The sequence below is a fragment of the Jiangella alba genome (assembly GCF_900106035.1).
In the GTDB taxonomy this organism is placed as follows: Bacteria; Actinomycetota; Actinomycetes; order Jiangellales; family Jiangellaceae; genus Jiangella; species Jiangella alba.
Genome location: NZ_FNUC01000003.1, coordinates 110,867 through 137,520 on the forward strand (window position 1 = coordinate 110,867; position 26,654 = coordinate 137,520).

Consider the following 26,654-nt stretch of genomic DNA (forward strand, 5'->3'; position numbering starts at 1 on the left):
ACCGGCCCGGCGCGTCAGCCGCCACCGCCGTGCCCGCGCTCCCGCCGCCGCGCCCAGGCCCCCCGCGCCCAAGCCCCCGTGCCCAGGCCGCCGCCCCCGCGCCCGGGCCGCTGTCAGCCGGCCGCCGGGGCTCCCAGCCGGCCCAGGTATTCCGGCCCATCCCCGCTGGCTGCTCATTCGGTAGCGGGACGTTACGGAAACGTGATCACCGAGACTGGCAAGAAACCTTACAGTAGGCACAATTACTGGAAGGTTAGCTTCCAGTTCACCGTCACGCGCCCTGCTCGGGCCGAACCGGAGGAACCGCCGTGAACAGAGCACTTCGTCTCACCGCCGGCCTGGCCGCCGCGGCGCTCGCCCTATCCGCATGCGGTGACGGCGACGACGACACCACCGAATCCGCCGCCGGCGGCGAGACCGCCGACGCCCCGGAGCCCGCTGAGCTGCGGCTGTGGCTCAACGGCCCGGACACGCCCCAGCCGATGCGCGACTGGCTGATCGCCGAGTTCGCGGAGCAGAACCCCGGCTCGACCCTCGTCATCGAGGAGCAGGAGTGGGAGGGCCTGGTCGACCGTCTGACGACGTCGCTGGGCAGCGAGTCCGAGACACCGGACGTGGTCGAGGTCGGCAACACCCAGGCGCCGACGTTCACCACGGTCGGGGCGTTCGCCGACATCACCGACCTGGTGCCGGACCTCGGCGGCGACGACCTGCTCCAGGGGTTCGTCGACGCGGGGAGCGTGGACGGCAAGACCTTCGCCGTCCCGCTGTACGCCGGCTCGTCCTACGTCTTCTACCGCAAGGACCTGTTCGCGGCGTCGGGTATCGAGGTGCCCACGAACATGCAGGAGTTCGTCGACGCGGCCGTGAAGCTGAAGCAGGACAACGCGTCCGTGCCGAACTTCTCCGGCTTCTGGCTGCCTGGCCAGGACTGGCGTGACGGCGCCGCGTTCCTGTGGGACGCGGGCGGCGACTTCGCCGTCGAGGACGGCGGCGAGTGGAGCGGCGCGCTGTCGACGGACGAGTCGCAGGAGGGACTCCAGCTGGTCCAGCGGCTGTTCAACGAGGCCTCCGGCGCGCCGAAGGACGCCAACGAGGCCGACGGCCACATCCCGTTCTGCGCCGGTGAGGTCGGCATGATGCTGCGTCCGGGCTGGCTGCGCGGCCAGATCGAGGACCCCGAGGCCGGCTGCCCGGACATGATCGCCAACGTCGGCGTCTTCGCCCTGCCCGGCAGCGACGGCGAGCCGGCCCCCGTCCTGCTCGGCGGCTCGAACATCGCCATCTCGGCCCAGTCGCAGAACCCGGAGCTGTCCGAGAACCTGCTCGAGCTGATCCTCAGCGACGAGTTCCAGAGCCAGTACGCCGAGAACGGCCTCACCCCGGCCAAGGTGTCGCTGGCCGACGGCCTGGGGACGGACGAGTTCGCCGCCGCCACGATCGAGGCGGTCACGAACGCCAAGCTCACCCCGGCGGCCGCCAACTGGGCCACCGTCGAGGGCTCCCGGGTGCTCGAGGACCTGTTCGTCAACATCGCCAATGGTGGCGACGTGCAGCAGCTGGCTGAGGCAGCCGATGCCACCATCGCCGAGCAGCTCGGTTAGCCGAGCTGGGCGGACCGGCCGGGACCAGGGACCCGGCCGGTCCGTCCCCCCGGCACCGCCACAGGACCCACGGACCGGCCGGGGGCCGGCGGGTGACGTGACACCCCGCCGGCCTCGACGGCCGCGACGCTCACCGCTGCCCTACGTGCTGCTGCTGCCGGCGCTGGCGGTGCTCGTCGCCGCGCTCGGCTACCCGCTGTACCGCCAGGCGGTGATGTCGTTCCAGGAGTACGGCCTGGCCCAGCAGTTCGGGCAGCCGCCCGAGTGGGTCGGCCTGGACAACTACATCACGCTGGTCACCGACTCGTACCTGTGGACGGTGATCTTCCGGTCGATCCTGTTCTGCTTCGCGAACGCCGCCATCACCATGGTGATCGGCACCGCGCTGGCGGTGCTGATGACGCTGGTCTCGCGGGGTCCGCGGCTGACGTTGCAGATCGGCCTGCTGCTGGCGTGGGCGATGCCGCACCTGGCGGCGCTGACGGTGTGGCAGTGGTTGTTCGACGCGCAGTACGGCGTCATCAACTGGGTGCTGACGAACCTCGGGTTCGACCGGTTCGCCGGGCACTCGTGGCTGGTCGACCAGCTGTCGTTCTTCGTCGTCGCGACGGTGATCGTGGTCTGGATGAGCGTGCCGTTCGTCGCGTTCGCCGTCTACGCGGGCCTGACGCAGGTGCCGGACGAGCTGTACGAGGCGGCCGAGATCGACGGCGCCTCGGCGTGGGCGCGGTTCCGCACCGTCACCGTCCCGCTGGTGAAGCCGGTGCTGCTGATCGTCGCGCTGCTGCAGATCATCTGGGACCTGAAGGTGTTCACCCAGATCTTCGTGCTGCAGGACGCCGGCGGCATCACCTCGCAGACGAACCTGATCGGCACGTACATCTACCGGCTCGGGCTGGGCGAGGGCGAGTTCGGGCTGGCGGCGGCCGCGTCGTGGTTCGTGCTGCTGCTGACCGTCGTGCTGAGCCTGTACTACGTCCGGATCCTGGTCCGTGAGGAGGAGTTGTGAGCACCCGCATCCGCACCAGGCAGCGGCCGTTCGGCGTCCTGGCCGTCGTCATCGCGCTGCTCTGGATGTTCCCCGTCTACTGGATGCTGAACAGCTCCTTCCTGCCGTACAACCGCATCCGCTCCGCCGAGCCGTCGTTCGTGCCGCTGAACGGGACGGTGTCGGCGTACGGCCGCGTGTTCGACAGCAACTTCTTCGACACGCTGCGGATCAGCGCGATGGTCACCGGGCTCACCGTCGTGGCGGCGCTGCTGTTCGCGTTCCTGGCGGCGCTGGCGCTGTCGCGGTTCCGGTTCAAGGGCCGGCGCAGCTTCATCCTGGCGGTGCTGATCATCCAGATGATCCCGGCGGAGGGCCTGTTCATCTCGCAGTTCAAGCTGCTGGAAGGTTGGCAGCTGCTGAACAACGTGATCGGGCTGTCGCTGCTCTACATCGCGGCGGTGGTGCCGTTCACGATCTGGATGCTGCGCGGGTTCGTCAACGGCGTGCCGCGCGATCTGGAGGAGGCGGCGCTGGTGGACGGCTGCAGCCGCCTGCAGGCCTTCTTCCGCATCACGTTCCCACTGCTGGCGCCGGGTCTGGTGGCCAGCGGGGTGTACGCGTTCCTGCAGGCCTGGAACGAGTTCACCCTCTCCCTAGTGATCATGACGAGACCGGAGAACATGACTCTTCCACTGTGGCTGCGCACCTTCACCGAGGCGAATCGCGTCAGTGACTGGGCCGGTATCATGGCCGGATCCGTCCTCGTGGCGGTGCCGGTGATGATCTTCTTCCTGCTCGTCCAGCACCGCATGACCTCGGGTCTGGTGTCAGGGGCGGTGAAGGGCTGACATGAACGCCAGTGACCTGCGAGGCCTCGCCCTCGCCACGCTGTTCCCCGGCTTCCTGGGCGCCCACGACGTCCCGCCGTGGCTGGCCGCCATGGCGGCCGAGGGACTCGGCGGTGTCGTGCTGTTCGGCCGCAACGTCGACCCCGACCGCGGCGACGCCGGCGTGGCCGCGCTGACCGGCGCGCTGCACGCGATCAACCCCGACCTCATGGTCGCCATCGACGAGGAGGGCGGCGACGTCACGCGGCTCGACGTCGCGGCCGGGTCGATGCTGCCCGGCAACGCCGCGCTCGGGGCGCTCGACGACCCCGAGGCGACGGAGCGGGTGGCGGCCGAGGTGGCCGCCCGGCTGCGCGCCTGCGGCATCGACCTCAACCTCGCGCCGGTCGCCGACGTCGACTCCAACCCGCTCAACCCCGTCATCGGGGTGCGCTCGTTCGGCTTCGACCCCGACCTCGTCGCGCGGCACGTCGCCGCGTACATCGCGGGACAGCAGGCGCAGGGCGTCGCCGCCACGGCCAAGCACTTCCCGGGCCACGGCGGCACCAGCGAGGACAGCCACCTGGTGGTGCCGTCCATCGACGACCCGCTGGACGTCATCCAGACCCGCGACCTGCCGCCGTTCCGCGCGGCGGTGAAGGCCGACGTCAAGATCGTCATGACGGCGCACATCCGGTATCCCGCGCTCGACGGCGACCGTCCGGCCACGCTGTCGCGGCCGGTCATCACCGGCATGCTCCGCGACGAACTGGGCTACGACGGCCTGGTGATGACCGACGGCATGGACATGTACGCCATCAGCCAGACCGTCGGGCACGCCGAGGGCGCGGTGCTGGCGCTGCTGGCCGGCGTCGACGCGCTGTGCGTCGGCGGCGAGACCGTCGGCCCCGAGACCGTCGAGGCCATGGTGGCCGCGCTGGTCGACGCCGTCCGCACCGGGCGGCTGCCGGAAGAGCGGCTGGCCGAGGCGGCCGGACGGGTCCGGGCGCTGCGCGGCTGGGTCCTCGACGCGGCGTCGTCGCCGGTGCTGTACGGGTCCGCGGCCGACGCCGCGCGGCGCGCCGTCACCGTCCACGGCGACATCACGCTCACCGCGCCGCCGCTGGTGGTCGAGCTCGACGACGACCCGTCCATGGCCGCGGGCCCGATCCCGTGGGGCGTCGGCCGGCACCTCGTCGACCGCCTGCCGGGCACCGTCCTGGCCCGGGTCACGGCGTCGACGGCCGACCTCTCCGCGGTGCTCGCGGCGCTGCCGTCGCGGCGGCTGGTGGTCGGTGTGCGCGGGGTGCGACGGCGTCCGTGGCAGGTCGCGGCGGTGCAGGCGGCCCGGGCGGCCCGGCCCGACCTCATCGTCGTCGACCACGACGTCAACCCGCTGCCTGAGGTCCTCGGCGAGCACTACCTGCTCACGCACGGCGCCGCCCGCGTCACGGCCGAGGCCGCGGCGCAGCGGCTCGCGGCCGCGCTCACCCCGTAGGGGTAGCGACGGCCCACCCGACCCCTCCTACGGGGGAGGCCGGGCCGGACCCGGACCGGAAGCATCGTCGGTATGACGACTGTGCGCACTCGGTCCGGGCCGGCCCGGCCTCGTCAGCTGGCCGGCGACGTCCTCGCGATCGGCCGGCCGTGGTTCTGGTTCGTCTCGCTGCTGCCCTACTACCTGGGCGTCGTGCTGGCGACGGAGCGGCTCGTCCCGCCGGTCGCGGACTGGCCGGTGCTGGCGCTCGGCGCGGTGGTGATCGGCCCGCTGGTGTGGATCTCGGTGCTGGCCGTCAACGACGCGCACGACCTGCGCGGCGACCGGCTGAACCCGCGCAAGGCCGGGTCGCCGCTGGTCGGCGGCCGGTTGACGCCGGCGGCGGCGCAGCTGATCGCGCTGGTGGCCGGGGTGCTGGCGGTGGCCGCGGCGCTGTTCGCGGGGCCGCTTTTCGCGCTCGGGACGGCGGTCGTGCTGCTGGTCGGCTGGGCGTACAGCGCGCCGCCGCTGCGGCTCAAGGCCCGCCCCGGCTTCGACGTCGCCGTCAACGCGCTGGCCATCGGCGCCGCCGGGCAGCTGGCCGGGTGGTCGCTGCTGCGGCCGCTGGCCGAGTTCCCGTGGCCGATGGCGGTGCTCGGGACGCTGGTCGGCGCCGCCCTGTACGTCCCGACGACGCTGGCCGACCTGGAGGCCGACCGGACCAGCGGCTACACCACGCTGGCCGTGCGGCTCGGCCCGCGGCGGGCGTACCTGCTGGGGCTCGGGCTGTGGCTGGCGGCCGGGCTGCTGTCGCTGGCGATGTCGGCGGCCGACGTGGTGATCCCGCGGTCGATGCTGCCGATGGAGATCGTGCTGGTGCCGCTGCTGGTGCTCGCCTACCGGCGCCTCGTGCGGGCCGAGCGGACCTTCCGCGGCATCATCGCCGTCGCCGTCCTCTTCCTGGTGCCGAGTCTCACCTTCGTCCTCACCTACACCGGCACCCTTCCATGATCATCAAGGATCGGTGGTGTCATCGGCCCACCGATCCTTGATGATCATGGAAGCGGACGCGGCAGGACGGGCCGCACGATCGCGGGCGTCCGGTCCAGCCGCGGGCGCGCAGGACGCGGACGTGTTCGGCGGCGACGCCGCACGCGTCGCCGAAGACGTCGGCGTGGCCGTAGCGCAGGGTGGCGTGGCCGTCGACGGTGGCGCGGTTGTCGCGACGCCGGTCGCGGAAGCGGCCCTCGCCGGTGTGGCCGATCCGCCCGTCGAGTTCGACGCGCACCCGGTACTCGTCGTAGTCGACGTCGATCCAGCTGACCCGGCTTCCCGTGATGCGGCGTTGGCGGCAGCCGGCGGGCAGGCCGTGGGCGCGTTCGACCCGTCGCAGGTGGCGCAGCTCCAGCGGTGACTGGGCGCCGTCGGCGACGTCGGCGAGCATGGCTTCGGTCATGGGCCGCCAGCGGATCTTCTTGCGTCGTGCCAACGCGTCGGCCAGACGGTCCGGCGTGGTGAGGCGGCGTTGGCAGGCCGCCGTCACCCAGCCCTCCGCCTCGCGCGGGTGTGGCGCCACGTCGACGAGGTCGAGCACGGTCTCGTCGATCCGCGTGCGGGGTGGGTTCTTCGACGGGTGCCGGGTGGTCGGCAGCCGGCGCGCGAAGTGGACCCGGACGCCGTCGATGCGCGGCTCGACGTAACGGCTGGCAGGCACCGTCACGTGGATGACCGGTCCGGCGTCGTCGCACAGGCCATCGAGGTAGGCGGCGGTGCGGTGACTCGCGGCGGCGCCACGACCGGCGCGCAGGACGGCCGCCCACACCTGCGCCTCGAACGGCAGCGGCCCGGTGAACGTGGCATACACGCCGGCGTGCACGCGCCGCCACCGTCGCGACCGGATCGCCCAGAGGAGCGCGTCGACCGTCACGCCGGCCGCCAGCACCTGCGCGCGGCTGACCACACCGTGCTGCAACGCGCGCAGTTCGTCGAGATCGGACACCTCTCGAGCCTGGTCACCCACCGGCCGTCGCGCCAGACCCGCGGCACGATCTGTGGATAGAGCTAGTCATCAAGGATCGGTGGCGCGATGACACCACGGATCCTTGATGATCATGGGGCGGAGCGGCCGGAGAGCTGCTCGACCTGCAGGAGGAGGGCGCTGTGGTCGAGGTCGCCGTGGCCCTGGGCGCGCAGCGCGGCCATCAGCGTCGCCGCGAGGGAGCCGGCCGGGATGGCGACGCCGGCGTCGCGGGCGGCGGCGGTGACGATGCCGAGGTCCTTGTGGTGCAGGTCGACCCGGAAGCCGGGGGTGAACTCGTGCGCCAGCATGGCCGCCGCCTTGCGGTCGAGGACGGCGCTGCCGGCCAGGCCGCCGGCCAGCACCTCGACCGCCCGGGACCGGTCGACGCCGTGGGCGTCGAGGAAGACGAGGGCCTCGGCGACCAGTTGCAGGGTGCCGGCGACGATCAGCTGGTTGGCCGCCTTGACGGTCTGCCCGGCGCCGGGCGGGCCGACGTGGACGACGGTGCGCCCGAGCGCGTCGAACACCGGCCGGACCGCCTCGAACGCCGCGGCGTCGCCGCCCACCATGATCGACAGCGTCGCGTCGACGGCGCCCTGCTCGCCGCCGCTGACGGGGGCGTCCAGCACCCGCACGCCGCGTTCGTCGCCGGCCGCCGCCAGCGACCGGGCGACGTCCGGGCGGATCGTGCTCATGTCGACGACGACGGCGCCGGGCGCGAGCACGTCGAGCACGCCGTCCAGCAGCACCGCCTCGACGTCGGGGGAGTCGGGCAGCACGGTGATGACGACGTCGGCGCCCTCGGCCGCCGCGACCGCCGACGCCGCGCCGCGCCCGCCCACGTCGACGAGCCGCTGGACCTTCGCCGGGCTGCGGTTGAACCCGGCCACGTCGAACCCGGCCCGCACCAGGTTGGCCGCCATCGGCCCGCCCATGACGCCGAGCCCGATGAAGCCGATGGCCGTCATCGCCAGCTCCCTTCCGTGCGCCACGCGAACGGGTCCGCGTCGGCGCTCACGTGTTCCAGTGCCATCCAGCCGTCGTATCCGCCGGCGAGGAGGTCGTCGATCCAGGCCCGCAGCGGCAGCGTCCCGGTGCCGGGTGCGCCGCGTCCGGGCGCGTCGGCCAGCTGGACGTGCGCGATGCGGTCGCGGAACCGGTCGATCGCGGCCGCGACGTCGTCGCCGTTGACGGCCAGGTGGTAGACGTCGAGCAGCAGGCCGACGTTGGCCGCGCCCACCCGATCGACGACGGCCACCGCGTCTGCCGCCGTGCGCAGCGGGTAGGCGTCGATGCCGCTGACCGGCTCGAGCAGCACCGTCGCGCCGGCCAGCTCGGCGGCCGCGGCCGCGAGGTTGTGATCGGCGACGGCGTCCTGCTCGGCGGGGTCGTGGCCGGGCAGCCGGTTGCCGTACAGCGCGTTGAAGCGGCGGCAGCCCAGCTCGGCGCCGACGTACGCCGCCACCCGCACGCTGGCCAGCAACTCGTCCTCGCGGCCGGGCCACGACACGACGCCGCGCTCGCCGGCCGGCAGGTCGCCGGCGAACAGGTTGAGCCCGGCCAGCGCCAGCCCGGACGCCCGGACCGCGTCGACGAACGCCTCGACGTCGGCGTCGGCGGGCGTCGCGGTGGGGAACGGCCACCAGAACTCGGCCGCCTCGAACCCGGCCGCGCGGACGGTGTCGAGCCGCGCGCGCAGCGGCAGCTGGGTCAGCAGGATCGAGCAGTTGACGGCGAATCGGGGATCGGGCACCGGCCCCACTGTAGCCGTCGCTCCGGGCCCGGCCAGGCCATGTCCGCACACGGCGCACCGGACGGATCGCCGCTGGTGGCAGGCCGCCCGTAGGCTCCGGCCGTCGCCGACCTCCAAGGGGAGCCCGTTCGTGAACCGCACCGCCCGACTGGCCACCTCGCTGGCCGTCCTCGCGGCCGCCGTGACGCTGTCCGGCCCGCCCGCCGCGTCCGCCGACGTCACCGAGCCGCTGCCGCGGATCGCCGCCGGGCCGGACCGGACGCTGGTGAACACCGAGACGGGCGAGGCGTTCCGGCCCCGCGGCTTCAACTACGTCCGGCTGACGCCGATGCCGTCGAAGCCGGAGTCGCCGTACCACTCGACGTTCGAGCCGGGGCGGTACGACCCCGCCCGGGCCGACCGGGCGCTGGCCGAGCTCACGATGAAGGGGTACGACACGGTCCGGATCTTCGTCGACCCGGGGAACGGGCAGGACAACCTGATCGGCCGCGGGCACGGGCTCGGCCACGGCAACGCCGACCTCAGCCCGGCCAACGCCGCGTACCTCGACAACCTCGCCGACTTCGTCCGCCGCGCCGCCGGCTACGGCGTCTACGTGCTGCCGTCGATGGACGCGTTCCCGCAGAACGGCTACTACCGCGACATCATCGTCGGCAGCCCGCAGCCGGTGAACGTCGACGGCCGGAACCGCACGTTCATGTACGAGGGGTACATCCGCGCGAAGGAGGAGTACCTGCGGGTCTTCACCGTCGAGATGACGCGGCGGCTCGGCGACCTCATGAGCACGTTCCTCGCCCTGCAGCTGGACAACGAGGCGTACCTCCACTTCACCGAGGCGCCGTTCGACCGGTTCTCCGGGACGGTGACGGTGGCCGGCCGCAGCTACGACATGGCCGTCCCGGCGCAGCGGCAGGCCGCCGCCGACGACGCGTTCGTCGCCTACGCCGACCGCGGCGTCGCCGCCGTCAAGGCGGTCGACCCGGAGCTCATGGTCACCATGGGCGCGTTCACCAACCTCGCCGTCGAGGGCCGCGGCTTCGACGGTCTGTCCGGCCGGTGCGCGGGCGGCGTGCGCTGCACCAACCCGCGCTACCCGGTGCGCGTCTCGGCCGTCACGCGCCGGTCGGACCTCGACTTCTTCGACATCCACACCTACCTCGCCACCGGCCGCACGCTCGCGGCGTCGCTGGGCTCGATGGAGTGGGGCAGCGTCGCCGGCCCGGTGATCAACGGCGAGTTCGGCACCGAGCGCCGGTGGTTCGGCGGCATCGACCAGGCCCGCACGGCGCTCGTGGCGCACCAGGTCGGCAGCTGCGACTACGGCATCTCCGGCTGGCTGTACTGGACGTGGGACACCGACGAGGACGCCACCCAGCGGCGGTTCTTCAGCGGCGCCGAGAGCGGCGGCGTCATCGGGTCGGCCCTCGCGCCGCGCAGCCGGCCGGACCCGTGCAGCACCACCGTGGTCCGGTCCGAATCGATGACGGTGTTCCCGCTGTCCGCCGCCGAACGCGTCAAGGCGCGGCCGGCGTTCACCGGCGGCAGCGGCACGGGGGTCGTCACGCTCACCGTCGGCGGCGAGGAGTACGGCCGCGCCGACCAGGGCTCGTGGCGGTGGCACCTGGTGCCGTCCCGGGACCTGCCGGTGGGCGTGCCGTTCGACGCGGTGTTCCGCCGCTACGTCGACGGCCGGCTGCGCGACCAGGTGACCGTGCGCAACGTCGTGCTCGGTCAGGCGACGGCCACTGCCGGCGCCTCCTGCGACCGGAACTGCGTCCGGTAGAGGTCGGCGTACGCGCCGCCCGCGGCCAGCAGCTCGTCGTGGGTGCCGCGCTCGACGATGCGGCCGTCGTCGACCACCAGGATCTGGTCGGCGTCGCGGACGGTGGACAGCCGGTGCGCGATGACCAGCGACGTGCGTCCGGCCAGCGCGGTCTCGAGGGCCCGCTGCACGGCGGCCTCGGACTCGGAGTCGAGGTGTGCCGTGGCTTCGTCGAGCACGACGATGCGCGGCGCCTTGAGCAGCAGGCGGGCCAGCGCCAGCCGCTGCTTCTCGCCGCCGGACAGCCGGTAGCCGCGCTCGCCGACGACGGTGTCGAGGCCGTCGGGCAGCGACCGCACCAGCGGGGCGATCTGCGCCGCGTCGAGCGCCGCCCAGATCTCGTCGTCGGTGGCGCCGGGCCGGGCGTAGCCCAGGTTGGCCCGCAGCGTGGTGTGGAACAGGTGGGCGTCCTGCGTGACCACGCCGATGGCGTCGCGCAGTGACTGCTGGGTGACGTCGCGGACGTCCTGGCCGCCGACGCGCACCGTGCCGCCGGTGGCGTCGTACAGACGCGACACCAGGTGGGTGACGGTGGACTTGCCGGCGCCGGACGGCCCGACCAGCGCGATCATCTCGCCCGGCCGCGCCGTGAACGTGACGTGGTGCAGCACCTGGCCGCCCGGCGTGCTGGCCAGCCCGGCCACCGACTCCAGCGACGCGAGCGAGACCTCGGACGCGGCCGGGTAGCCGAAGTCGACGTGGTCGAACTCGACCGACGCCGCGTCGGACGGCAGCGGCCGCGCGCCGGGCGCGTCGGCGACCATCGGCTCGAGGTCGAGCACCTCGAGCACCCGCTCGAAGCTGACCAGCGTGGTCATGATGTCGACCTGCAGGTTCGACAGCGACGTGATGGGCCCGTACAGCCGGCCGAGGTACGCCGTCAGCGCGACGATGGTGCCGACGCCGAGCGTGCCGGCGATGGCGAGCGCGCCGCCGAGGCCGTACACGAACGCCGTCGCCAGCGCGGCGAGCAGGCCGAGCGACGTCATGAGGACCCGCGAGTAGACCGCGGTGGTGACGCCGATGTCGCGGACCCGGGCGGCCCGCTCGTCGAACTCGGCGGACTCGGTCTCGGGCCGGCCGAAGACCTTGACCAGCAGCGCGCCCGCGACGTTGAACCGCTCGGTCATGGTCTGGCCCATGTCGGCGGTGAGCTCGTACCGCTCGCGGGTGAGGTCGGCGAGCTTGCGGCCGACGAGCTTGGCCGGCAGCACGAACAGCGGCACCAGGACCAGCGCCGCGACGGTGATCTGCCACGACAGCACGAACATCGCGGCCAGCACCGTCGCCGTCGTGGCGATGTTGCCGACCACCGTCGACAGCGTGGACGTGAACGCCTGCTGGGCGCCCTGCACGTCGCCGTTGAGCCGGCTGACCAGCGCGCCGGTCTGGGTGCGGCTGAAGAACGCGATGGGCATGCGCTGGACGTGTGCGAAGACCTGGCTGCGCAGGTCGTGCACCAGCCCCTGGCCGATGCGCGCGGACACGTAGCGCTGCGTGAGCCCGATGGCCGCCGTGACGACGGCGAGCCCGGCGACCGCGACGGCCAGGCCGATGACCAGGCCCTGGTCGCCCTTGAGGACGCCCTCGTCGATGATCAGCTTGAACAGCAGCGGCTGGGCCGCCCCGAGCAGCGCGTCGACCAGGATCAGGCCCAGGAAGACGGCGAGCTGCTTCTTGTAGGGGCGGGCGAAGGTGAGGATGCGCCGGACGGTGCCGGGCGCGAGCTTGTGGGCGGTGACGGAGCGGTCCTTGGTGAAGGAGCGAGTCCGGCCGCCGCGAGTGGAGTCATCCATGGCGACCTCCTTGAAAGTCTGTGTTGATACAGAGGTTACCTCCTAAAGAGGCTTTCTCGCAAATCGGTGCTAGGATGACGGCGTGGACAGGGAGCTCGCCGGGCACATCGCCGACCTGCTGACCAGCGCGAACCGCCGCCTTCGCCGGGCGTCCCGGGCCGAGCTCGAACGCGCCGGCGTCACGCCCGGCCAGCTGCGGGTGCTGCGGCTGCTGCACGCGGCCGGCTCGCCGCTGCGGGTCAGCGAACTGGCCCGTCAGCTCGACGTCATCCCGCGCTCGGCCACCTCGGTGGTCGACCTGCTCGAAGAGCGCGGCCTCGTCTCGCGCCAGCCCGACCCCGCCGACCGGCGGGCCATCCTCGTCGCCCTGACCCCGCCGGCCACCGACCTGCTGCGGGCCCTGCGCGCGAGCCGCGCCGCCGGGGTGGCGCAGCTGATCGACCGGCTCTCGCCGGGGGAGCAGGCCGAACTGGCCCGCCTGCTCACCGTCCTCACCGACGACGACTGACCGCCGCGGCCGGTCAGCGGTTGGTCGCGGCCTTGATGACGTCGTCGAGGACCTCGCGCGACCGGGCGAGGTCGCCGATGGCGCGGTCGAGCCGGTCGCGCTGGGCGATCAGCTCCTGTTCGAGCCACGGCGTCGCGTCGGCGGCCGGGCCGCCGTCGGCGTCGCGCATGCAGGGCAGCAGCTCGGCGATGGTGGCGGAGTTGAGGCCCGCGGCGAAGAGCTCCTGGATGCGGATCACGCGGTCGACGCTCGCGGGCGGGTACTCGCGGTGGCCGCCGGGGGTGCGGGTGGCCTCGAGGAGGCCCTGCTGCTCGTAGTAGCGCAGCGACCGTTCGCTGACCGCCGTCAGTCGTGCGAGCTCGCCGATGCGCACGCGGGGTCTCCAGGGGTTGAAACTGACATCAATGTCAGATTCTACCGTGGCCGCATGACTGCGAACGCCCTCTTCACGCCGGTCGGCGCCGGCGGCCTGCGGCTGCCGAACCGCATCGTGATGGCCCCGATGACGCGGCTGCGGGCCGCTGTGGACGGGACGCCGACGCCGGAGATGGCCGAGTACTACGCCCAGCGCGCGTGCGCGGGGCTGATCGTCACGGAGGGGATCTGGCCCGAGCCGGCGGGGCAGAGCGAGTGGCGGGTTCCCGGCCTGAGCGGCGAACGGCACGTCGACGGCTGGCGGGCGGTCACCGCCGCCGTCCATGCGGCCGGCGGTGTCGTCGTGGCCCAGCTCATGCACGGCGGCCGCAATGGGCACCCGGCCGCGCGGTTCGACGGATCGACGCCGGCCGGACCGTCGGCCGTCGCGAAGACCGAGCCGGTGCATCTGCCGGACGGGACGAAGGCGGTGCCGCCGACGCCGCGCGCGATGACGCGCGCCGACATCGACCGGGCGGTCGCGGCGTACGCGACGGCGGCGGCGAACGCGGTCGCGGCCGGGTTCGACGGCGTCGAGATCCACGCCGCCAACAGCTACCTGCCGCACCAGTTCCTGGCCGACAACACCAACCTGCGCACCGACGAGTACGGCGGCGGCGTGGCTGGGCGCATCCGCTTCCCGCTGCGGGTCGCCCGGGCCGTCGCGGACGCCGTCGGCGCCGCCCGGACCGGTATCCGGCTCTCGCCCGGCAACCCGCAGTTCGAGATGCGCGAGAGCGACCTCGCCCCCGTCTACCGGGCGTTGCTCGGCGAGCTCGACCCGCTCGGCCTGGCCTACCTGCACCTCACCGACGACGACGCCTACCCCGCACTGGCCGACCTGCGGCCGCGGTGGTCCGGCACGTTGATCGCGAACGTCGGCGAGAACCGGGCGCCCACGACCGCGGAGGCGGCGGCGCGTGTCATCGCCGACGGGCTGGCCGACGCGGTGTCGTTCGGGCGCGGCTTCCTCGTCAACCCGGACCTGCCGTACCGGCTGCGGCACGGACTGTCCTGGAACCCGCTGGACGAGGCGCACCTCTACACCCCGGGTCCGGTCGGGTACACGGACTATCCGGCCGTGGGTTGACCTGCGGTGAGACCCGGCGGCGACGGCGCGAACCGGCGGGGCGGTCACCACGGCGCCCCGCCGGTCGTACGAGTGGTGCGGACCGACAGCTGGATCGGCCCGCGCTTCGGATCATGATCAACTCCGGCGGACCTGTCAAGATCGCGTCCGCCGGCTGGCGGGGCGGCGGCGATCCGGGCGCCGCCGTCGGTCAGCCGTCGAGGCCGATGCGGACGGTGTCGAGCAGGTCGGCCGGCTGGCAGCGTTTCGCCACCTGGCCGACCGGCACCCACTCGGACGCGGTGTACTCGGCGCTGAGCTGGACGGACGTGCCCCACGGCAGCTCGATGCGGTACACGGCGACCTCGGGGTCGTCGACGCGGACGGGTTCGGGGGTGGCGACGATGCCGGTCTCTTCGCGCAGCTCACGGGCGGCGCAGTCGGCGATCTTCTCGCCCGGCTGCCTGACGCCGCCGGGCGGCACCCAGGCCCACTCGCCCTCGAGGGACTCGATGTCGGCCGGGTGCAGGAGCAGCACGTGCGGCCCCTTCGGCCCCCGGCTGGTCACGACGATCGTGGCGACATCCGGGCCGTTCTCGAGCGCCTCGTTGGTCGGGTCGGTCATGGCGGACAAGTGTGACGCATGACGTGGCCGAATGCGGCCGTATCGGCAGGATCGCGTCGTCCGGCGCGTCGCGGACGGCGCGGTCGCGGGCGCTCGCGGTGGGGCTAGCCCTACCGCAGGCTCGGGTGGCAACCGGCCTGACCTGCCGATCACACGTACGTATGATTTCGATCATGACAGCTCTTGACGCCATGACCAGCACCGATGCCGTCCGGGATCGTCCGCGGCAACGATTCGTCACCGACTATGCGGAGCTCTCCCAGCGCGTGCGCGACGCCGGCCTGCTGCGGCGGCGGCCGGTCTACTACGCGATCCGGGCCGGGCTCCTGGCGGCGGCGTTCGCCGGCGGCGTGGCGGCGTTCCTCGCCCTGGGTGACTCGTGGTGGCAGTTGCTGCTGGCGGCCGGGCTCGGCCTGCTGCTGACCCAGGTGGCCTACCTCGGTCACGACGCGGCACACCGGCAGATCTTCGTGTCGGGCCGGCGCAACGAGCTGACCGCGCTGCTGCTGGGCAACGTCGTCGTCGGGCTGAGCCACGGCTGGTGGATGTCCAAGCACAGCCGGCACCACGCCAACCCGAACAAGGTGGACGTCGACCCCGACGTCGAGGCGTCGGTGCTGGTGTTCACCAGCGACGTGGCGGCCGAGCGGCGCGTGCGCAAGGGGTTCGGCGGCTGGTGGGTGCGCCATCAGGGGACGGTGTTCTTCCCGCTGCTGCTGCTGGCCGGGCTGAACATGCACGTCAGCGGGCTGCGGACGGTGTTCGGGCGCGGCCGCGTCAAGTTCCGGGCGGTGGAGATCCCGCTGCTGCTGGCCCGGCTCGTGCTGTACCCCGTCGCGCTGTTCTCGTTCCTCTCGCCGGGCATCGCGGCCGCGTTCCTGGCCGTCCAGCTGGCGGTGTTCGGGGTGTCGATGGGCGCCACGTTCGCGCCGAACCACAAGGGCATGCCGATGATCCCCAAGGACCTGACCCTCGACTACCTGCGCCGGCAGGTGCTGACCAGCCGCAACGTCCGCGGCAGCCGGTTCGTGGACGTCGCGATGGGCGGGCTGAACTTCCAGATCGAGCACCACCTGTTCCCGAGCATGCCGAGCTCCACCCTGCGCGCGGCCCGCCCGATCGTGCGGCAGTTCTGCGCCGAGCGCGGCGTGCCCTACACCGAGGCGGGCGTGCTGGAGTCGTGGCGCATCGTGGTCGGGCACCTCAACCGGGTCGGCACCACGAACGTCGACCTGTTCGAGTGCCCCATGGTCAGCCGGCTGCGCGCGCCCGCCTGACCCGTCACTCGTCGGCGAGCTCCCCGAGCGCCCCGGCCAGCAAGGCCGCGTCGGGCAGCGACTCGGGGTCGACGAGCGCCTGCGCGACCACGCCCGTCACCAGCGCGTAGACGAGCGTGCCGAGTCCTTGCGCGGCCGGGGAGTCCGCGTCGACGGACGGCCGGCCGAGCACGATCGCGGCCAGCGCCGCCCGTCCGCGGGCATGGCCGGCCGCGATCTCGGCGCGCAGTTCGTCGTCGAATTTCGACTGGGTGAGTGCCAGCAGGCTGGCCGCCTGGATGTCGCCGGAGCGCGGGATCATCTCCAGCAGGGTGGTCAGCAGCGCGCCGAGGCGCTCGGCCCGGGTCGCGCCGCCCGCCGCCCGCGCGGCCGCCTCGACGGTGTCGCCCCACTCGCTGCTCAGCTCGATCGCGGCGAGGTTCATCAGCCGGTCCTTCGAGCCGAAGTAGTAGCTGATCGACCCCAGGTTGGCGGCCGCCGCGCCGGCGATGTCGCGGGCGGTGGTGCCGCTGTAGCCCTTCTCGACCAGACACTTCTTCGCCCCCGCGATGAGGGCTTCGCGCTGCGACATGGTCGTCAGCGTACGGACGCGAGACGCGCGAGGAGAGGGGTGATGCGGTAGGGGACGAGCTCGCGCATGACCAGCGCGGTGTTGGTGCGCTCGACGCCGGGGATGGCCAGGATCTGGCCGGCGATGCGGTAGAGGTCGGTGTCGTCGACGGCGACGATGTGGACGAGCAGGTCGGTGGGGCCGCTGATGCCGTGGACCTGCAGCACTTCGGGGATGTCAGCGAGCGCGGCGCCGACCTCGTCGAGGAAGCGTTGGGTGACCTGGGTGGTGACGAACGCCGTCAGCGGGTAGCCGAGCGTGCGAGGGACGACCCGGCGTTCGAACGAGTCGAGGACGCCCGCACCCTCCAGCCGGGTCAGGCGGGCCTGGACGGTGTTGCGGGAGAGCTTCAGCCGGTCGGCGAGGGCGAGGACGGTGGCGCGCGGGCTCTCGGTGAGCGCGGCCACCAGCCGCGCGTCGGTGGCGTCGAGTCGGTCGTGCGTGGGCATTGTGCTCGCTCCCGTCCCCGGTCGGCGTGGTCCGCCTGAGCATACTGCTGAATCTCGACTCGATAGATGGTGCAACCTGGGCTGGTCGTGCTGTGATCGAGCGCATTCTGTCCGAACGGCGTGGAGGTCGGGATGACGATGGTCGCGGCGGTGCCCGAGGCGGACCGGTTCGAGACGCTGCGCGAGATCGAGCGCCGGGTGCTGTGGTTGTCGACCGCGATGGTCCACCACGCGAACCGCGTCCGGCCGAACCCGTCGGGCGTGAAGGTCGGCGGTCACCAGGCGTCGTCGGCGTCGATGACCACCCTCATGACGTCGCTGTGGTTCCGGCACCTGCGCGCCGAGGACCGGGTGTCGGTGAAGCCGCACGCGTCGCCCGTCCTGCACGCCGTCAACTACCTGCTCGGCCGGCTCGACGCGGCGAAGCTGACGACGCTGCGCGAGTACGGCGGCCTGCAGAGCTACCCGAGCCGGTCGAAGGACCCGGACCCGGTCGACTACTCCACCGGCTCGGTCGGCATCGGGGCGACGGCGCCGATCTGGGGCGCGCTGGCCGGCCGGTACGTGGGCGCGTCCGGCACCGGACGGCAGTACTCGCTGGTCGGCGACGCCGAGCTGGACGAGGGCGCGGTCTGGGAGGCGATCCTCGACCCGCAGGTCGCCGAGCTGGGCGAGATCGTCTGGATCGTCGACGTGAACCGGCAGTCGCTGGACCGCGTCGTGCCCGGCATCGCGATCCCGCGGCTGCAGGGCATGTTCGCCGCCGCCGGCTGGCAGGTGCTGACGGTGAAGTACGGCCGGCTGCTGGACGAGCTGTTCGCCCGGCCGGGCGGCGCGGCGCTGCGCGACCGGCTGGACCGGATGTCCAACCCCGAGTACCAGCGGCTGCTGCGCTGCACGGCCGCGGAGCTGCGCGACCGGCTGCCCGACGGCGACGCCGCGGTCGGCGAGCTGCTCGCCGGCGTCGACGACGACGCCCTGCTGGCCGCGGTGCGCAACCTCGGCGGTCACGACCTGCCCGCGCTGGACGCCGCGCTGGGCGCCGTCGACGACACCCGGCCGTCGGTGATCTTCGCCTACACCATCAAGGGCCACGGCCTGCCCACCGAGGGGCACCCGCAGAACCACTCCGCCCTCCTCACCGACGCGCAGCTGCACGCCCTCGCCGCCACCCTTGGCGTCGACCCGGACCGGCCATGGGAACGGTTCGCCGACGGCACCGACGCCGGCCGGCTGTGCGCGGCGACGGCGGACCGGCTGGCTCCGCCGGACCTGCGCCCGGCGGCCGCGCCCGAGCTGCCGGTGGACCTCGGCCGGACGCCGACCGGCAGCGCGACCACTCAGGCCGCGCTCGGCCGGGCGCTGGTCGACCTCACCCGGCAGGCGCCCGACGCGGCCCGGCGGGTCGTGACCGTCAGCCCGGACGTCTCGTCCTCGACCAACCTGGGCGGCTGGGTGAACAAGGTCGGCGTCTGGTCGCCGCGCGAACGGGTGGACTGGTTCGCCGACGACGCCGAGACCATCCTGCACTGGCGCGAGCGGCCGACCGGCCAGCACATCGAGCTGGGCATCGCCGAGACCAACCTGGTCGGGCTGCTCGGCGAGCTGGGCGCGACGTGGAGCCGGTGGGGCGAGCCGCTGCTGCCCATCGGCGTCCTCTACGACCCGTTCGTCGCGCGCGCCCTCGAGCCGTGGTCGTTCGGCATCTACGCCGGCGGCCAGTCGATCCTGGTCGGCACCCCGTCCGGCGTCACGCTGGCCCCCGAGGGCGGGGCGCACCAGTCGATCATCACGCCGTCCATCGGGCTGGAGCAGCCCGGCTGCGTCAGCTACGAGCCGGCGTTCGCCATCGACCTGGAGTGGACGCTGCTCGCCGCGCTGGCCCGGCTCGGCCGGCCGGACGGCTCGTCGGCGTACCTGCGGCTGTCCACCCGCCCGGTCGACCAGACCCTCGCCGCCGTGCCCGCCGACCCGGCCGCCCGGGACCGGCGCCGCCGCCAGACCGTGGCCGGCGGCTACCCGCTGCGCCGGACCGCCCGGCCGGATGTCACCATCGCGGCCATGGGCGCGCTCGTCCCCGAGGCGCTGGCCGCGGCCGACCGGCTGGCCGAGAACGGGGTCGCCGCCGACGTCGTCTGCGTCACCAGCCCGGACCTGCTGTTCCGCGCCGTCCAGGCCCGCCGCGGCCGCGACGACGCCCCGTCCTGGATCCTCGACCAGCTGCTGCCCGCCGGCCGCGCCTGCCCGCTCGTCACCGTCCTCGACGGGCACCCGCACACGCTGGCGTTCCTCGCCACCGTCCACCGGGTCGACCACCTCGCCCTCGGCGTCGCCGGGTTCGGCCAGTCCGGCTCGCTCGAGGACGTCTACCGTCACCACGGCGTCGACACCGACAGCATCATCGGCGCGGCGCTCGACCTCACCGGTACGCTCCTCAGTTGAAGCGCCGCCGCGGCGCAGGACCGACCTGAGGAACCGAGTTGCGCAGTCTCTCGGAGGCACCCGACCTCTTCGCGATGGCGGGAGCGCTCGCGAACCTGCTGGGCGCACCGGTCACGATCGAGGACCACGACGCGAGGGTCCTGGCCTACTCCGACGGCCAGATGTCGGCCGACCAGGCGCGCACGGCGACCATCCTCGGCCGTCAGGTCCCGCCGGAGTACCGCGAGGCGTTGCGGGCCGCCGGCGTGTACCGCCGCATCGCCACCCAGGACGGCGTCGTCTACGCCGACCTCGCCGACGCCGGGATGAAGCCGCGCGCCGTGGTCGGCATCCGCGCCGGCGACGAGCTGCTCGGGTCGATCTGGGCGCTCGTCCCCGGAACGCTCACCGCGGCGCAGGAGAAGGACCTGCTCGAGGCGGCCCCGATCGTCGCCGACGCCCTCCTGCGCATCCGCGCCCGCGACGATCGGGCCGGCGAGCAGGTCGCCGCACTCCTCGAAGGCGGGGCCGACGCGGAGGCCGCGGCCGCCCGGCTCGGGCTGGCCGGCCGGCTCACCGTGCTGGCCGTCGCGACGACCGACGCGACCCGGGTCGACCGCACGGCCGGCGCGCTGACCCTGCGGCTGGCCGCCTCGGGGACGACGCCGGTCTCGGCCGTGCTCGACGGCGTGCTGTACGTCGTGGTCCCCGCCGAGGCCGACGTCGTGCACCGCATCGCGGCGGACTTCCTGCGCCGCGGCGGCGGCCCGCTCGTCGCCGGAATCGGGCGGACGGTTCCCGGCCCGGCGCAGGCCCATCGGTCCAGGTCCGACGCCGACAACATCGTCCGCATGCTGGCCGGCCGGGGCGCGGCCGGGGTGGCGCTGCCGATCCAGGACGCCTTCGTCGACGTCGTCACGGCCCGGGTCGCCGAGGTCATCGAGGCCGACGACCTCGGCGACTACGGCCCGCTGGCCGCGCTGGAGCGCTTCGACGCCGAGCGGGGCACGGACCTGGTGAAGACCGCGCGCGCCTACCTGGCCCGAGGCGGCGACGTCAGCGCGGCCGCCGCGGACCTCGTCGTGCACCCGAACACGCTGCGCAACCGGCTACGCAAGGCGCAGGAGGCCGTCGGGGTCGATCTCGACGACGCCGATACCAGACTGGCGCTGATGCTGCAGTTGAAGGCGGCGGCACTGGCCGATCGCACCGCGCGCGACGGGGAACGCTGGCCGCGCCGCCAATGACCCGGCGCCGCCGCCCGGTGACGATGGTCACAAGCCGTCTCACCAGGAGGTTTCGTCCATGTCCGCCCAGTCGTCCGGCCGCGCACCGCGGCACGTCGTCGTCGCCGGCGCCGGCATCGTCGGCCTGTCCACCGCGTGGTTCCTGCAGGAGCGTGGCGTGGAGGTCACCGTCATCGACGGTGTGGGCGTCGCGGGCGGCTCGTCCTGGGGCAACGCCGGCTGGCTCGCGCCGGCGCTCACCACGCCGCTGCCGGAGCCGGCCGTCCTGGCCTACGGACTCAAGGCGGTGCTGAGCCCGTCGTCGCCCGTGTACGTGCCGCTGCGGTTCGACGCCGGGCTGATCCGCTTCCTGGCCGGCTTCGCCCGCAACTCGACGCCGCGGCGGTGGCGGCGGTCGATGGCGGTGTTCGCCGGGCTCGGCCGCGACGGCCTGGCCGCCTACGAGACGCTGGTGGGCGGCGGCGTCGCCGCGGAAGTGCGCGACGCCGACCCGTTCCTCGTCGGGCTCGGGTCCGACGCGGCGCTGCGCGGCTTCACCACCGAGCTGCACCACATCGAGGCGGCCGGCGTGGACGTCGCGGCCGACGTGCTCGGCGGCGCCGCGGCGCGCGAACTGGAGCCCGCCCTCGGCCCGGGCGTGGCGGCGGCGGTGCGGCTGCGCGGGCAGCGCTTCATCGACCCGGCCGTCTTCGTGCACGCCCTCGCCGACGCCGTCGTCGCCCGTGGCGGCAAGCTGCTGGAGGGCGTCGCCGTCGACGGTGTGCGCGACCTGGGCGGCGAGGTCGTCGTCGATTCCGGTTCCGGCGAGGTGCGCGCCGACGCCGTCGTGCTGGCGACCGGCGCCCGGCTGGGCGAGCTGGCCCGGCCGTTCGGCGTGCGCCGGGTGGTCCAGGCCGGGCGCGGCTACAGCTTCAGCGTGCCGCTCGACCACGTCCCCGCTGGACCCGTCTACTTCCCCGACGTGCGGGTGGCCTGCACGCCGCTGCGAGGGCGGCTGCGGGTGGCCGGCACCATGGAGTTCCGCCGTCCGGACGCGCCCCGCGATCCTCGTCGCATCGCCGCGATCATCGAGTCCGCCCGCACCCGCCTGGCCGGCGTGCGCTGGGACGAGCGCACCGACGAGTGGGTCGGGTCGCGCCCCTGCACGAGCGACGGCCTGCCCCTGGTCGGACCCACCCGCTCGCCCCGCGTCCACGTCGCCGGCGGCCACGGCATGTGGGGTGTCGCGCTCGGGCCGCTCACGGGTCGCCACGTGGCCGAGACCCTGGTGACCGGCCAGCGGTCCGGCCAGATCGCGGCCTTCGACCCGCTGCGCTGAGGTCGCCGCTCACCGTCGACAGATATCGGGCAAAGGTCCACAATCGGGACATGAGGCGGTCGTTACTGTGCCTCGTGGGTTGGCACAAGTGGCAACGGCTGTCCACCGAGGACGGCCAGCGGTACCTCGTGTGCCGTCGCTGCGGTAAAGACGGCGAAGTCGGCCCCATGATCGGCGGCGACGGCGCGGCGTGATCGCCGCCCGCCTTCGCCCGTCGCCTCGAGCTGGGCCGAGTGGCAGGATCGCCGTCGTGCGAATGCGGAAGGCGCCGGACTGGTGGCGCGGTACCCGGCCGTCGCGCCTGCCTGTCCATCCGGGGGCGATCCACCGGCGCGGGCGGTTGTCGCAGCAGAGTTTCCCGACGTTCTCTCAGCGGCCCGCGGACCTCCAAGCCTTGGTCGTCACGGAGGCCTACGCGGAAGGACTCACGATCTCGTTGGACGACCTGCACTTCGTGGCCAGTTGGTCGGAGTTCGTGGACTGCACCTTCACCCAGCGACGCAGCGGGCCCGTCTTGAACGCTTCGGGGGCGGCGGCGCAGGGCACCCTGGGTTGGGCCGGCGGTCCCAGCGTCTACCGCGGTTGCCGTTTCGAGGGCATCCGGTTCAAGCGGCTCGGCGGGTACAGCATGGACGCCGCGACTTTCGAAGGCTGTACTTTCGACCGCTGCCGCTTCAACGGTCACCACCACACGACGGCCGATCTGATCGATTGCCGCTTCGTCGGCACGATGGACGGTTGCACCTGGTACGGAACGTCGGCGGAGCCCGTGGGCGGTCGGCGCAACGTGATTCGCGGCAACGACTTCACCGCGGCCACCATCACGCCGAACGTGGCTTGGCGCGGGAACTTCGATGTCGAGTCACAGCGCTGGCCCGGAGACTTCACTCCCACGGTCGATGACCAGCCGCACCCGTAGCCCGCGGCGGCCTTCGACGCTCCTCGGGGTCAGAAGGCCACCGCCGGGAATCCGATGCGGAGCATCTCCTCGGGCGTGAACACGACCATGATCTCGTCGCCGGGGATGAAGACCTCACCCGTCTCGGAGGGGTTGCCTGCGACGAACCACAGCGGGCCGGCCGCGAAGTCGAGCCGAAGCGCCACCGGCACTTCGACCGTCCGAGCCGGGGTGGCGATGCTCCCGTCGGAGTATCTGCCGGGGCCGAACCCGAGCCGTTCCCAGAAGGTGCCGGCGGCGAGGATCGGCTGATCGGTGCGTGATCTCCACGCGGGATGGTCCGTGACCGTCCAGTTCCCCGGCCCGTCGTCGCCCCGCACGACGAGCTTCGACAGCGGCTCGTCGAAGATCTCGACGCCGTAGGGGTGGAACGTGTTGGTGCACACCACCGAGACGGGCCCGGCATCGGTCGTCAGCTCCACGCCCATGACAGCGTGGTGCCAGTCGCCGTGGTCCCACTCCCGCGGCTCGACGTCGCGCATGTCCCAGTACTCGACGCCCTCGACTCGGACGCCGGCCAAGCCGGCCGTCTTCCGGTCGTAGTCGTTTCGCACGCTCACGAACCCGACCGATGCACCACTCAGCCGGTCTGGGCGCCGGCAGACCAGTCCGGGAGCTCCTGCAGCGCCCAGCCGTTGCCGTCCGGGTCGGAGAAGAAGACGAACCGGCCCCACGGCTGGTCGTCGACCTCGCTGACCTCGATGCCGCGCGCGAGTAGGTCGGCCCGGGCTGCGTCCGCGTCGGCCACCACCATCTGCAGGTTGTCGAGCGACCCGGGTTCCATCCCGGTCAGCCCCTGGCCGATCGCGATCGAGCAGGCCGACCCCGGCGGAGTGAGCTGCACGAACCGCACCGTCTCGCTGACCGCGTGGTCATGGTCGGCGTTGAAGCCGGCCCGGACATAGAACTCCTTGGCCCGGTCGACATCCGTCACGGGCACCGCCACAAGCTCCAGTCTCATGTCCATGCCGCGAGCGTAGCCACTTCGAAGGGCGGCTGGTCAGAACGCGACATTGCCTTTTGGGCCGGATCTGCAGGCTTGCTGCCGACTCTCGCGCCTTACGATCACCACGTGCGCGGGACGTTGCGGGTCGGCGCTTGCCAAACGCCGGAGATCCTGGGCGACACCGGATCAGCGCTCGAGTGCATCGAAGACTTCGCGAAGAAAGCCGACGCACAAGACGTCGATCTGCTGCTGTTCCCGGAGTGCTTCCTGCAGGGCTATCTGGTCGAGGAGCAGCACATTCGCCAGAGCGCGCTCGACCTCAGCTCGTCGGTGTTCGATTCGATACTGAAGTCGCTGGAAGGGATCAAGCCGGCGCTCGTGTTCGGTGTCATCGAGCGGGACGGCCAGAGGTACTTCAACTCCGCGGTCGTCGTAACACGCGGCCGGCTCCTGGGTGTCTATCGCAAGACCCATCTCGTGCCGGGCGAGTCCTTGTTCCACGCAGGTGACGCCTACCCCACCTTCGAACTGCACGGCGTCAGGTTCGGCATCAACATCTGCCATGACACGCAGTTCGCCGAAGCGGCCGCGCCGATCGCGGCGCAGGGCGCACAGCTTCTCCTCGTCCCAGCGCAGAACATGATGCGCCGCGCGACCGCGATCCATTGGAAGCACCTGCACAACACCATCCGTGCTGAACGCGTGCGCGAGACCGGGATGTGGTTGGTGTCAGCAGACGTCACCGGCGAACGCGATGAGGATCGCGTCGGTCTGGGTCCCACCAGTGTCATCAACCCGCTGGCAGAACTCGTGGCACAGGTACCACTGATGACGACAGGCATGATCGTCGCCGACATCGCGTGACCCTGAGCCGCATGGCGTGTCGTCAGCGCCAGTTGCAGCGCGCTCGCGCGCCGCCTTGATCCCGATCGGCAGAGGCGCTTGATGGCTTCCGTCCTGTCGCGGGTGATGCCGGTCAACTGCCCGGTTGCAGGTACTCGAAGGCCTCTTCACCCGGGCGCCAGGTCATCCACGCTCGGTCGTCGAAGCTGTTGAGCGTGGCGATTTCGGGGCCGACGAGCTCGTCTAAGGTTGGGCGTAGCTGAATGGATCCGCCGCTCAGGTCGAGCCTCACGCCTTTACCGATGGCCTCGTGCGTGGCATTGACGTCATAGCCGATGAAAGCCACGAGCCGACCCAGCAGGGAGTTGAACTCGTAACCCACGGCTCGAGTCTAGAGACGCGTATCCGCCGTGGGCCCTGACGCGGCGATGATTGACGCGCGCCCTCGGGGTTAGAAGCTCACCACCCCTTTGAGCAGCTGGCGGGCCATGACCATGCGCTGGATCTGGTTGGTGCCTTCGTAGATCTGGGTGATCTTGGCGTCGCGCATCATGCGCTCGACCGGGTAGTCGCGGGTGTAGCCGTAGCCGCCGAAGAGCTGGACGGCGTCGGTGGTGACGGCCATGGCGGTGTCGGAGGCGAAGCATTTGGCGGCGGCGCCGAGGAAGCTCAGCGTGGGTTCGTCGCGCTCGGAGGCGGCGGCCGCGCGGTAGACCATCTGGCGGGCGGCCTCGGTCTTCATGGCCATGTCGGCGAGCATGAACTGGACGCCCTGGAAGTCGGCGATGGGACGGCCGAACTGCTGGCGTTGCTGGACGTAGGCGGTGGCTGCCGCGACGGCGCCGGCGGCGATGCCGACCGCTTGGGCGCCGATGGTGACGCGGGTGTGGTCGAGCGTGCGCAAGGCGATCTTCAGGCCCTGGCCGAGGTCGCCGACGACGCGGTCGGAGGGGATCCAGCAGTTGTCGAAGAGCAGCTCGCGGGTGGGCGAGCCCTTGATGCCGAGCTTGCGCTCGGGCGCCCCGTAGGAGAAGCCCTCGTCGGTGGCCTCGACGACGAAGGCGGAGATGCCGCGCGACCCGGCGGAGGGATCGGTGACGGCCATGACGGTGTAGTACTGCGACACCCCGGCGTTGGTGATCCAGGACTTCTGGCCCGACAGCCGGAACCCGTCGCCGTCGGGGATGGCGCGGGTCGTCATGGACGCGGTGTCGGAGCCGGCCTCACGCTCGGACAGCCCGTAGGAGAACATCGCCTCGCCGGCGGCGACGGGCGGCAGGTAGCGCGACTTGACGGACGGCGACGCGGCCAGCAGCAGCGGCATGGTGCCCAGCTTGTTGACCGCCGGGATGAGCGACGACGACGCGCAGACACGGGCGATCTCCTCGATGACGATGCAGGTGGCCAGCGCGTCGGCGCCGGCGCCGCCGTACTCGTCGGGGATGTGCGGCGCGTGGAAGTCGGCCGAGCGGAGCGCGTCGTACGAGGCCTGCGGGAACGTGCCGGTCTCGTCGGCCTCGGCGGCGTGCGGCGCCACCTTGTCGGTGCACAGCTCGCGCACCGCGGACCGGATCGCCTCGTGCTCGTCGCTGAGCCGGTACAGGTCGAAGTCGGCATCCATGGTCCGATGCTACTCGCCAGTAGCGTCAGTACCGCAAGTGCGGCATGGCGGTGCTCGG

26 protein-coding genes are annotated in these 26,654 nt (G+C 72.6%); 14 read left to right on the plus strand and 12 right to left on the minus strand.

Features of this window, described 5'->3' with window-relative positions; translation table 11 throughout:
- Positions 1 to 308: 308 nt before the first annotated feature.
- The 5 genes from BLV02_RS03400 to BLV02_RS03420 all read left to right on the plus strand — a co-directional run bounded on the left by BLV02_RS03400 (position 309) and on the right by BLV02_RS03420 (position 5,910).
- A complete protein-coding gene (locus BLV02_RS03400; protein ID WP_069110494.1) occupies positions 309 to 1,604 on the plus strand; it encodes an extracellular solute-binding protein in 1,296 nt (431 codons plus the stop codon).
- A 151-nt stretch (positions 1,605 to 1,755) separates the two neighbouring features.
- Entirely contained in the window at positions 1,756 to 2,613 is an 858-nt protein-coding gene (locus BLV02_RS03405) for a carbohydrate ABC transporter permease (protein ID WP_425432573.1), read from the plus strand.
- A 65-nt stretch (positions 2,614 to 2,678) separates the two neighbouring features.
- Positions 2,679 to 3,443 (plus strand): ABC transporter permease subunit, encoded by a 765-nt coding sequence (locus tag BLV02_RS03410; RefSeq protein WP_083288487.1) that lies wholly within the window; start codon positions 2,679 to 2,681, stop codon positions 3,441 to 3,443.
- Between the two features lies 1 nt (position 3,444).
- Entirely contained in the window at positions 3,445 to 4,920 is a 1,476-nt protein-coding gene (locus tag BLV02_RS03415) for a glycoside hydrolase family 3 protein (protein ID WP_069110491.1), read from the plus strand.
- Between the two features lie 72 nt (positions 4,921 to 4,992).
- Positions 4,993 to 5,910 carry a UbiA family prenyltransferase gene (locus BLV02_RS03420; protein WP_083288451.1) on the plus strand — a complete coding sequence of 306 codons (918 nt, stop codon included), beginning with the start codon at positions 4,993 to 4,995 and terminating at the stop codon, positions 5,908 to 5,910.
- Positions 5,911 to 5,929: 19 nt separating this feature from the next.
- Here BLV02_RS03420 and BLV02_RS03425 read toward each other — a convergent pair whose 3' ends face one another.
- The 3 genes from BLV02_RS03425 to BLV02_RS03435 all read right to left on the minus strand — a co-directional run bounded on the left by BLV02_RS03425 (position 5,930) and on the right by BLV02_RS03435 (position 8,672).
- Positions 5,930 to 6,898 carry a type IV toxin-antitoxin system AbiEi family antitoxin domain-containing protein gene (locus BLV02_RS03425; RefSeq protein ID WP_083288450.1) on the minus strand — a complete coding sequence of 323 codons (969 nt, stop codon included), beginning with the start codon at positions 6,896 to 6,898 and terminating at the stop codon, positions 5,930 to 5,932.
- A 110-nt stretch (positions 6,899 to 7,008) separates the two neighbouring features.
- Positions 7,009 to 7,887: a 2-hydroxy-3-oxopropionate reductase gene (locus BLV02_RS03430; protein WP_069110489.1), complete on the minus strand. Its 879-nt coding sequence runs from the start codon at positions 7,885 to 7,887 to the stop codon at positions 7,009 to 7,011.
- On the minus strand, positions 7,884 to 8,672 hold the full coding sequence (locus BLV02_RS03435; protein WP_069110732.1) for a hydroxypyruvate isomerase family protein: 789 nt from the start codon (positions 8,670 to 8,672) through the stop codon (positions 7,884 to 7,886). Before BLV02_RS03435 ends, BLV02_RS03430 begins: the two co-directional genes overlap by 4 nt.
- Before the next feature lie 130 nt (positions 8,673 to 8,802).
- On the opposite strand from BLV02_RS03435, the gene BLV02_RS03440 reads away from it, so the two are divergent.
- Positions 8,803 to 10,455, plus strand: a complete 1,653-nt coding sequence (locus BLV02_RS03440) for a hypothetical protein (protein WP_069110488.1) — start codon at positions 8,803 to 8,805, stop codon at positions 10,453 to 10,455.
- Here the strand turns inward: BLV02_RS03440 and BLV02_RS03445 are convergent.
- Positions 10,404 to 12,290 (minus strand): ABC transporter ATP-binding protein, encoded by a 1,887-nt coding sequence (locus tag BLV02_RS03445; RefSeq protein ID WP_069110487.1) that lies wholly within the window; start codon positions 12,288 to 12,290, stop codon positions 10,404 to 10,406. The genes BLV02_RS03440 and BLV02_RS03445 overlap by 52 nt on opposite strands.
- An 82-nt stretch (positions 12,291 to 12,372) precedes the next feature.
- Here BLV02_RS03445 and BLV02_RS03450 point away from each other — a divergent pair, with 82 nt between their 5' ends.
- Positions 12,373 to 12,798, plus strand: a complete 426-nt coding sequence (locus BLV02_RS03450; protein WP_069110486.1) for a MarR family winged helix-turn-helix transcriptional regulator — start codon at positions 12,373 to 12,375, stop codon at positions 12,796 to 12,798.
- A 13-nt stretch (positions 12,799 to 12,811) separates the two neighbouring features.
- Here BLV02_RS03450 and BLV02_RS03455 read toward each other — a convergent pair whose 3' ends face one another.
- Complete coding sequence (locus BLV02_RS03455; RefSeq protein WP_069110485.1) at positions 12,812 to 13,171, minus strand: MerR family transcriptional regulator; 360 nt, start codon at positions 13,169 to 13,171, stop codon at positions 12,812 to 12,814.
- Between the two features lie 54 nt (positions 13,172 to 13,225).
- Here BLV02_RS03455 and BLV02_RS03460 point away from each other — a divergent pair, with 54 nt between their 5' ends.
- On the plus strand, positions 13,226 to 14,302 hold the full coding sequence (locus BLV02_RS03460; protein ID WP_069110484.1) for an alkene reductase: 1,077 nt from the start codon (positions 13,226 to 13,228) through the stop codon (positions 14,300 to 14,302).
- A gap of 190 nt (positions 14,303 to 14,492) precedes the next feature.
- Here the strand turns inward: BLV02_RS03460 and BLV02_RS03465 are convergent, their stop codons facing one another.
- Entirely contained in the window at positions 14,493 to 14,906 is a 414-nt protein-coding gene (locus tag BLV02_RS03465; protein ID WP_069110483.1) for an NUDIX hydrolase, read from the minus strand.
- Between the two features lie 173 nt (positions 14,907 to 15,079).
- Here BLV02_RS03465 and BLV02_RS03470 point away from each other — a divergent pair, with 173 nt between their 5' ends.
- Positions 15,080 to 16,183, plus strand: coding sequence for a fatty acid desaturase family protein (locus BLV02_RS03470; protein ID WP_083288449.1), 1,104 nt, complete (start codon positions 15,080 to 15,082; stop codon positions 16,181 to 16,183).
- Positions 16,184 to 16,187: 4 nt separating this feature from the next.
- On the opposite strand, the gene BLV02_RS03475 is transcribed toward BLV02_RS03470, so the two are convergent.
- Complete coding sequence (locus BLV02_RS03475) at positions 16,188 to 16,754, minus strand: TetR family transcriptional regulator (RefSeq protein WP_069110481.1); 567 nt, start codon at positions 16,752 to 16,754, stop codon at positions 16,188 to 16,190.
- A 5-nt stretch (positions 16,755 to 16,759) separates the two neighbouring features.
- Complete coding sequence (locus BLV02_RS03480; RefSeq protein ID WP_069110480.1) at positions 16,760 to 17,242, minus strand: Lrp/AsnC family transcriptional regulator; 483 nt, start codon at positions 17,240 to 17,242, stop codon at positions 16,760 to 16,762.
- Positions 17,243 to 17,374: 132 nt separating this feature from the next.
- On the opposite strand from BLV02_RS03480, the gene BLV02_RS03485 reads away from it, so the two are divergent.
- From BLV02_RS03485 to BLV02_RS03500, 4 genes are all read left to right on the plus strand, one after another.
- On the plus strand, positions 17,375 to 19,684 hold the full coding sequence (locus BLV02_RS03485) for a transketolase-like TK C-terminal-containing protein (protein ID WP_069110731.1): 2,310 nt from the start codon (positions 17,375 to 17,377) through the stop codon (positions 19,682 to 19,684).
- A gap of 38 nt (positions 19,685 to 19,722) precedes the next feature.
- Positions 19,723 to 20,910, plus strand: coding sequence for a PucR family transcriptional regulator (locus tag BLV02_RS03490; protein ID WP_141711490.1), 1,188 nt, complete (start codon positions 19,723 to 19,725; stop codon positions 20,908 to 20,910).
- Positions 20,911 to 20,968: 58 nt separating this feature from the next.
- Positions 20,969 to 22,228, plus strand: coding sequence for an NAD(P)/FAD-dependent oxidoreductase (locus tag BLV02_RS03495; protein WP_069110478.1), 1,260 nt, complete (start codon positions 20,969 to 20,971; stop codon positions 22,226 to 22,228).
- 250 nt (positions 22,229 to 22,478) lie between these two features.
- On the plus strand, positions 22,479 to 23,147 hold the full coding sequence (locus BLV02_RS03500; RefSeq protein ID WP_141711489.1) for a hypothetical protein: 669 nt from the start codon (positions 22,479 to 22,481) through the stop codon (positions 23,145 to 23,147).
- A gap of 29 nt (positions 23,148 to 23,176) precedes the next feature.
- Here the strand turns inward: BLV02_RS03500 and BLV02_RS03505 are convergent, their stop codons facing one another.
- Both BLV02_RS03505 and BLV02_RS03510 read right to left on the minus strand, forming a co-directional pair.
- Positions 23,177 to 23,746: a hypothetical protein gene (locus BLV02_RS03505; RefSeq protein WP_069110476.1), complete on the minus strand. Its 570-nt coding sequence runs from the start codon at positions 23,744 to 23,746 to the stop codon at positions 23,177 to 23,179.
- Between the two features lie 20 nt (positions 23,747 to 23,766).
- Positions 23,767 to 24,153, minus strand: coding sequence for a VOC family protein (locus BLV02_RS03510; RefSeq protein ID WP_069110475.1), 387 nt, complete (start codon positions 24,151 to 24,153; stop codon positions 23,767 to 23,769).
- Positions 24,154 to 24,258: 105 nt separating this feature from the next.
- Here BLV02_RS03510 and BLV02_RS03515 point away from each other — a divergent pair, with 105 nt between their 5' ends.
- Entirely contained in the window at positions 24,259 to 24,996 is a 738-nt protein-coding gene (locus BLV02_RS03515; protein WP_069110474.1) for a carbon-nitrogen hydrolase family protein, read from the plus strand.
- 112 nt (positions 24,997 to 25,108) lie between these two features.
- On the opposite strand, the gene BLV02_RS03520 is transcribed toward BLV02_RS03515, so the two are convergent.
- A complete protein-coding gene (locus BLV02_RS03520; RefSeq protein ID WP_069110473.1) occupies positions 25,109 to 25,357 on the minus strand; it encodes a hypothetical protein in 249 nt (82 codons plus the stop codon).
- A gap of 69 nt (positions 25,358 to 25,426) precedes the next feature.
- The gene (locus BLV02_RS03525; RefSeq protein ID WP_069110472.1) at positions 25,427 to 26,596 is read right to left on the minus strand and encodes an acyl-CoA dehydrogenase family protein; all 1,170 of its coding nucleotides are present in this window, start codon (positions 26,594 to 26,596) and stop codon (positions 25,427 to 25,429) included.
- Between the last annotated feature and the right edge of the window lie 58 nt (positions 26,597 to 26,654).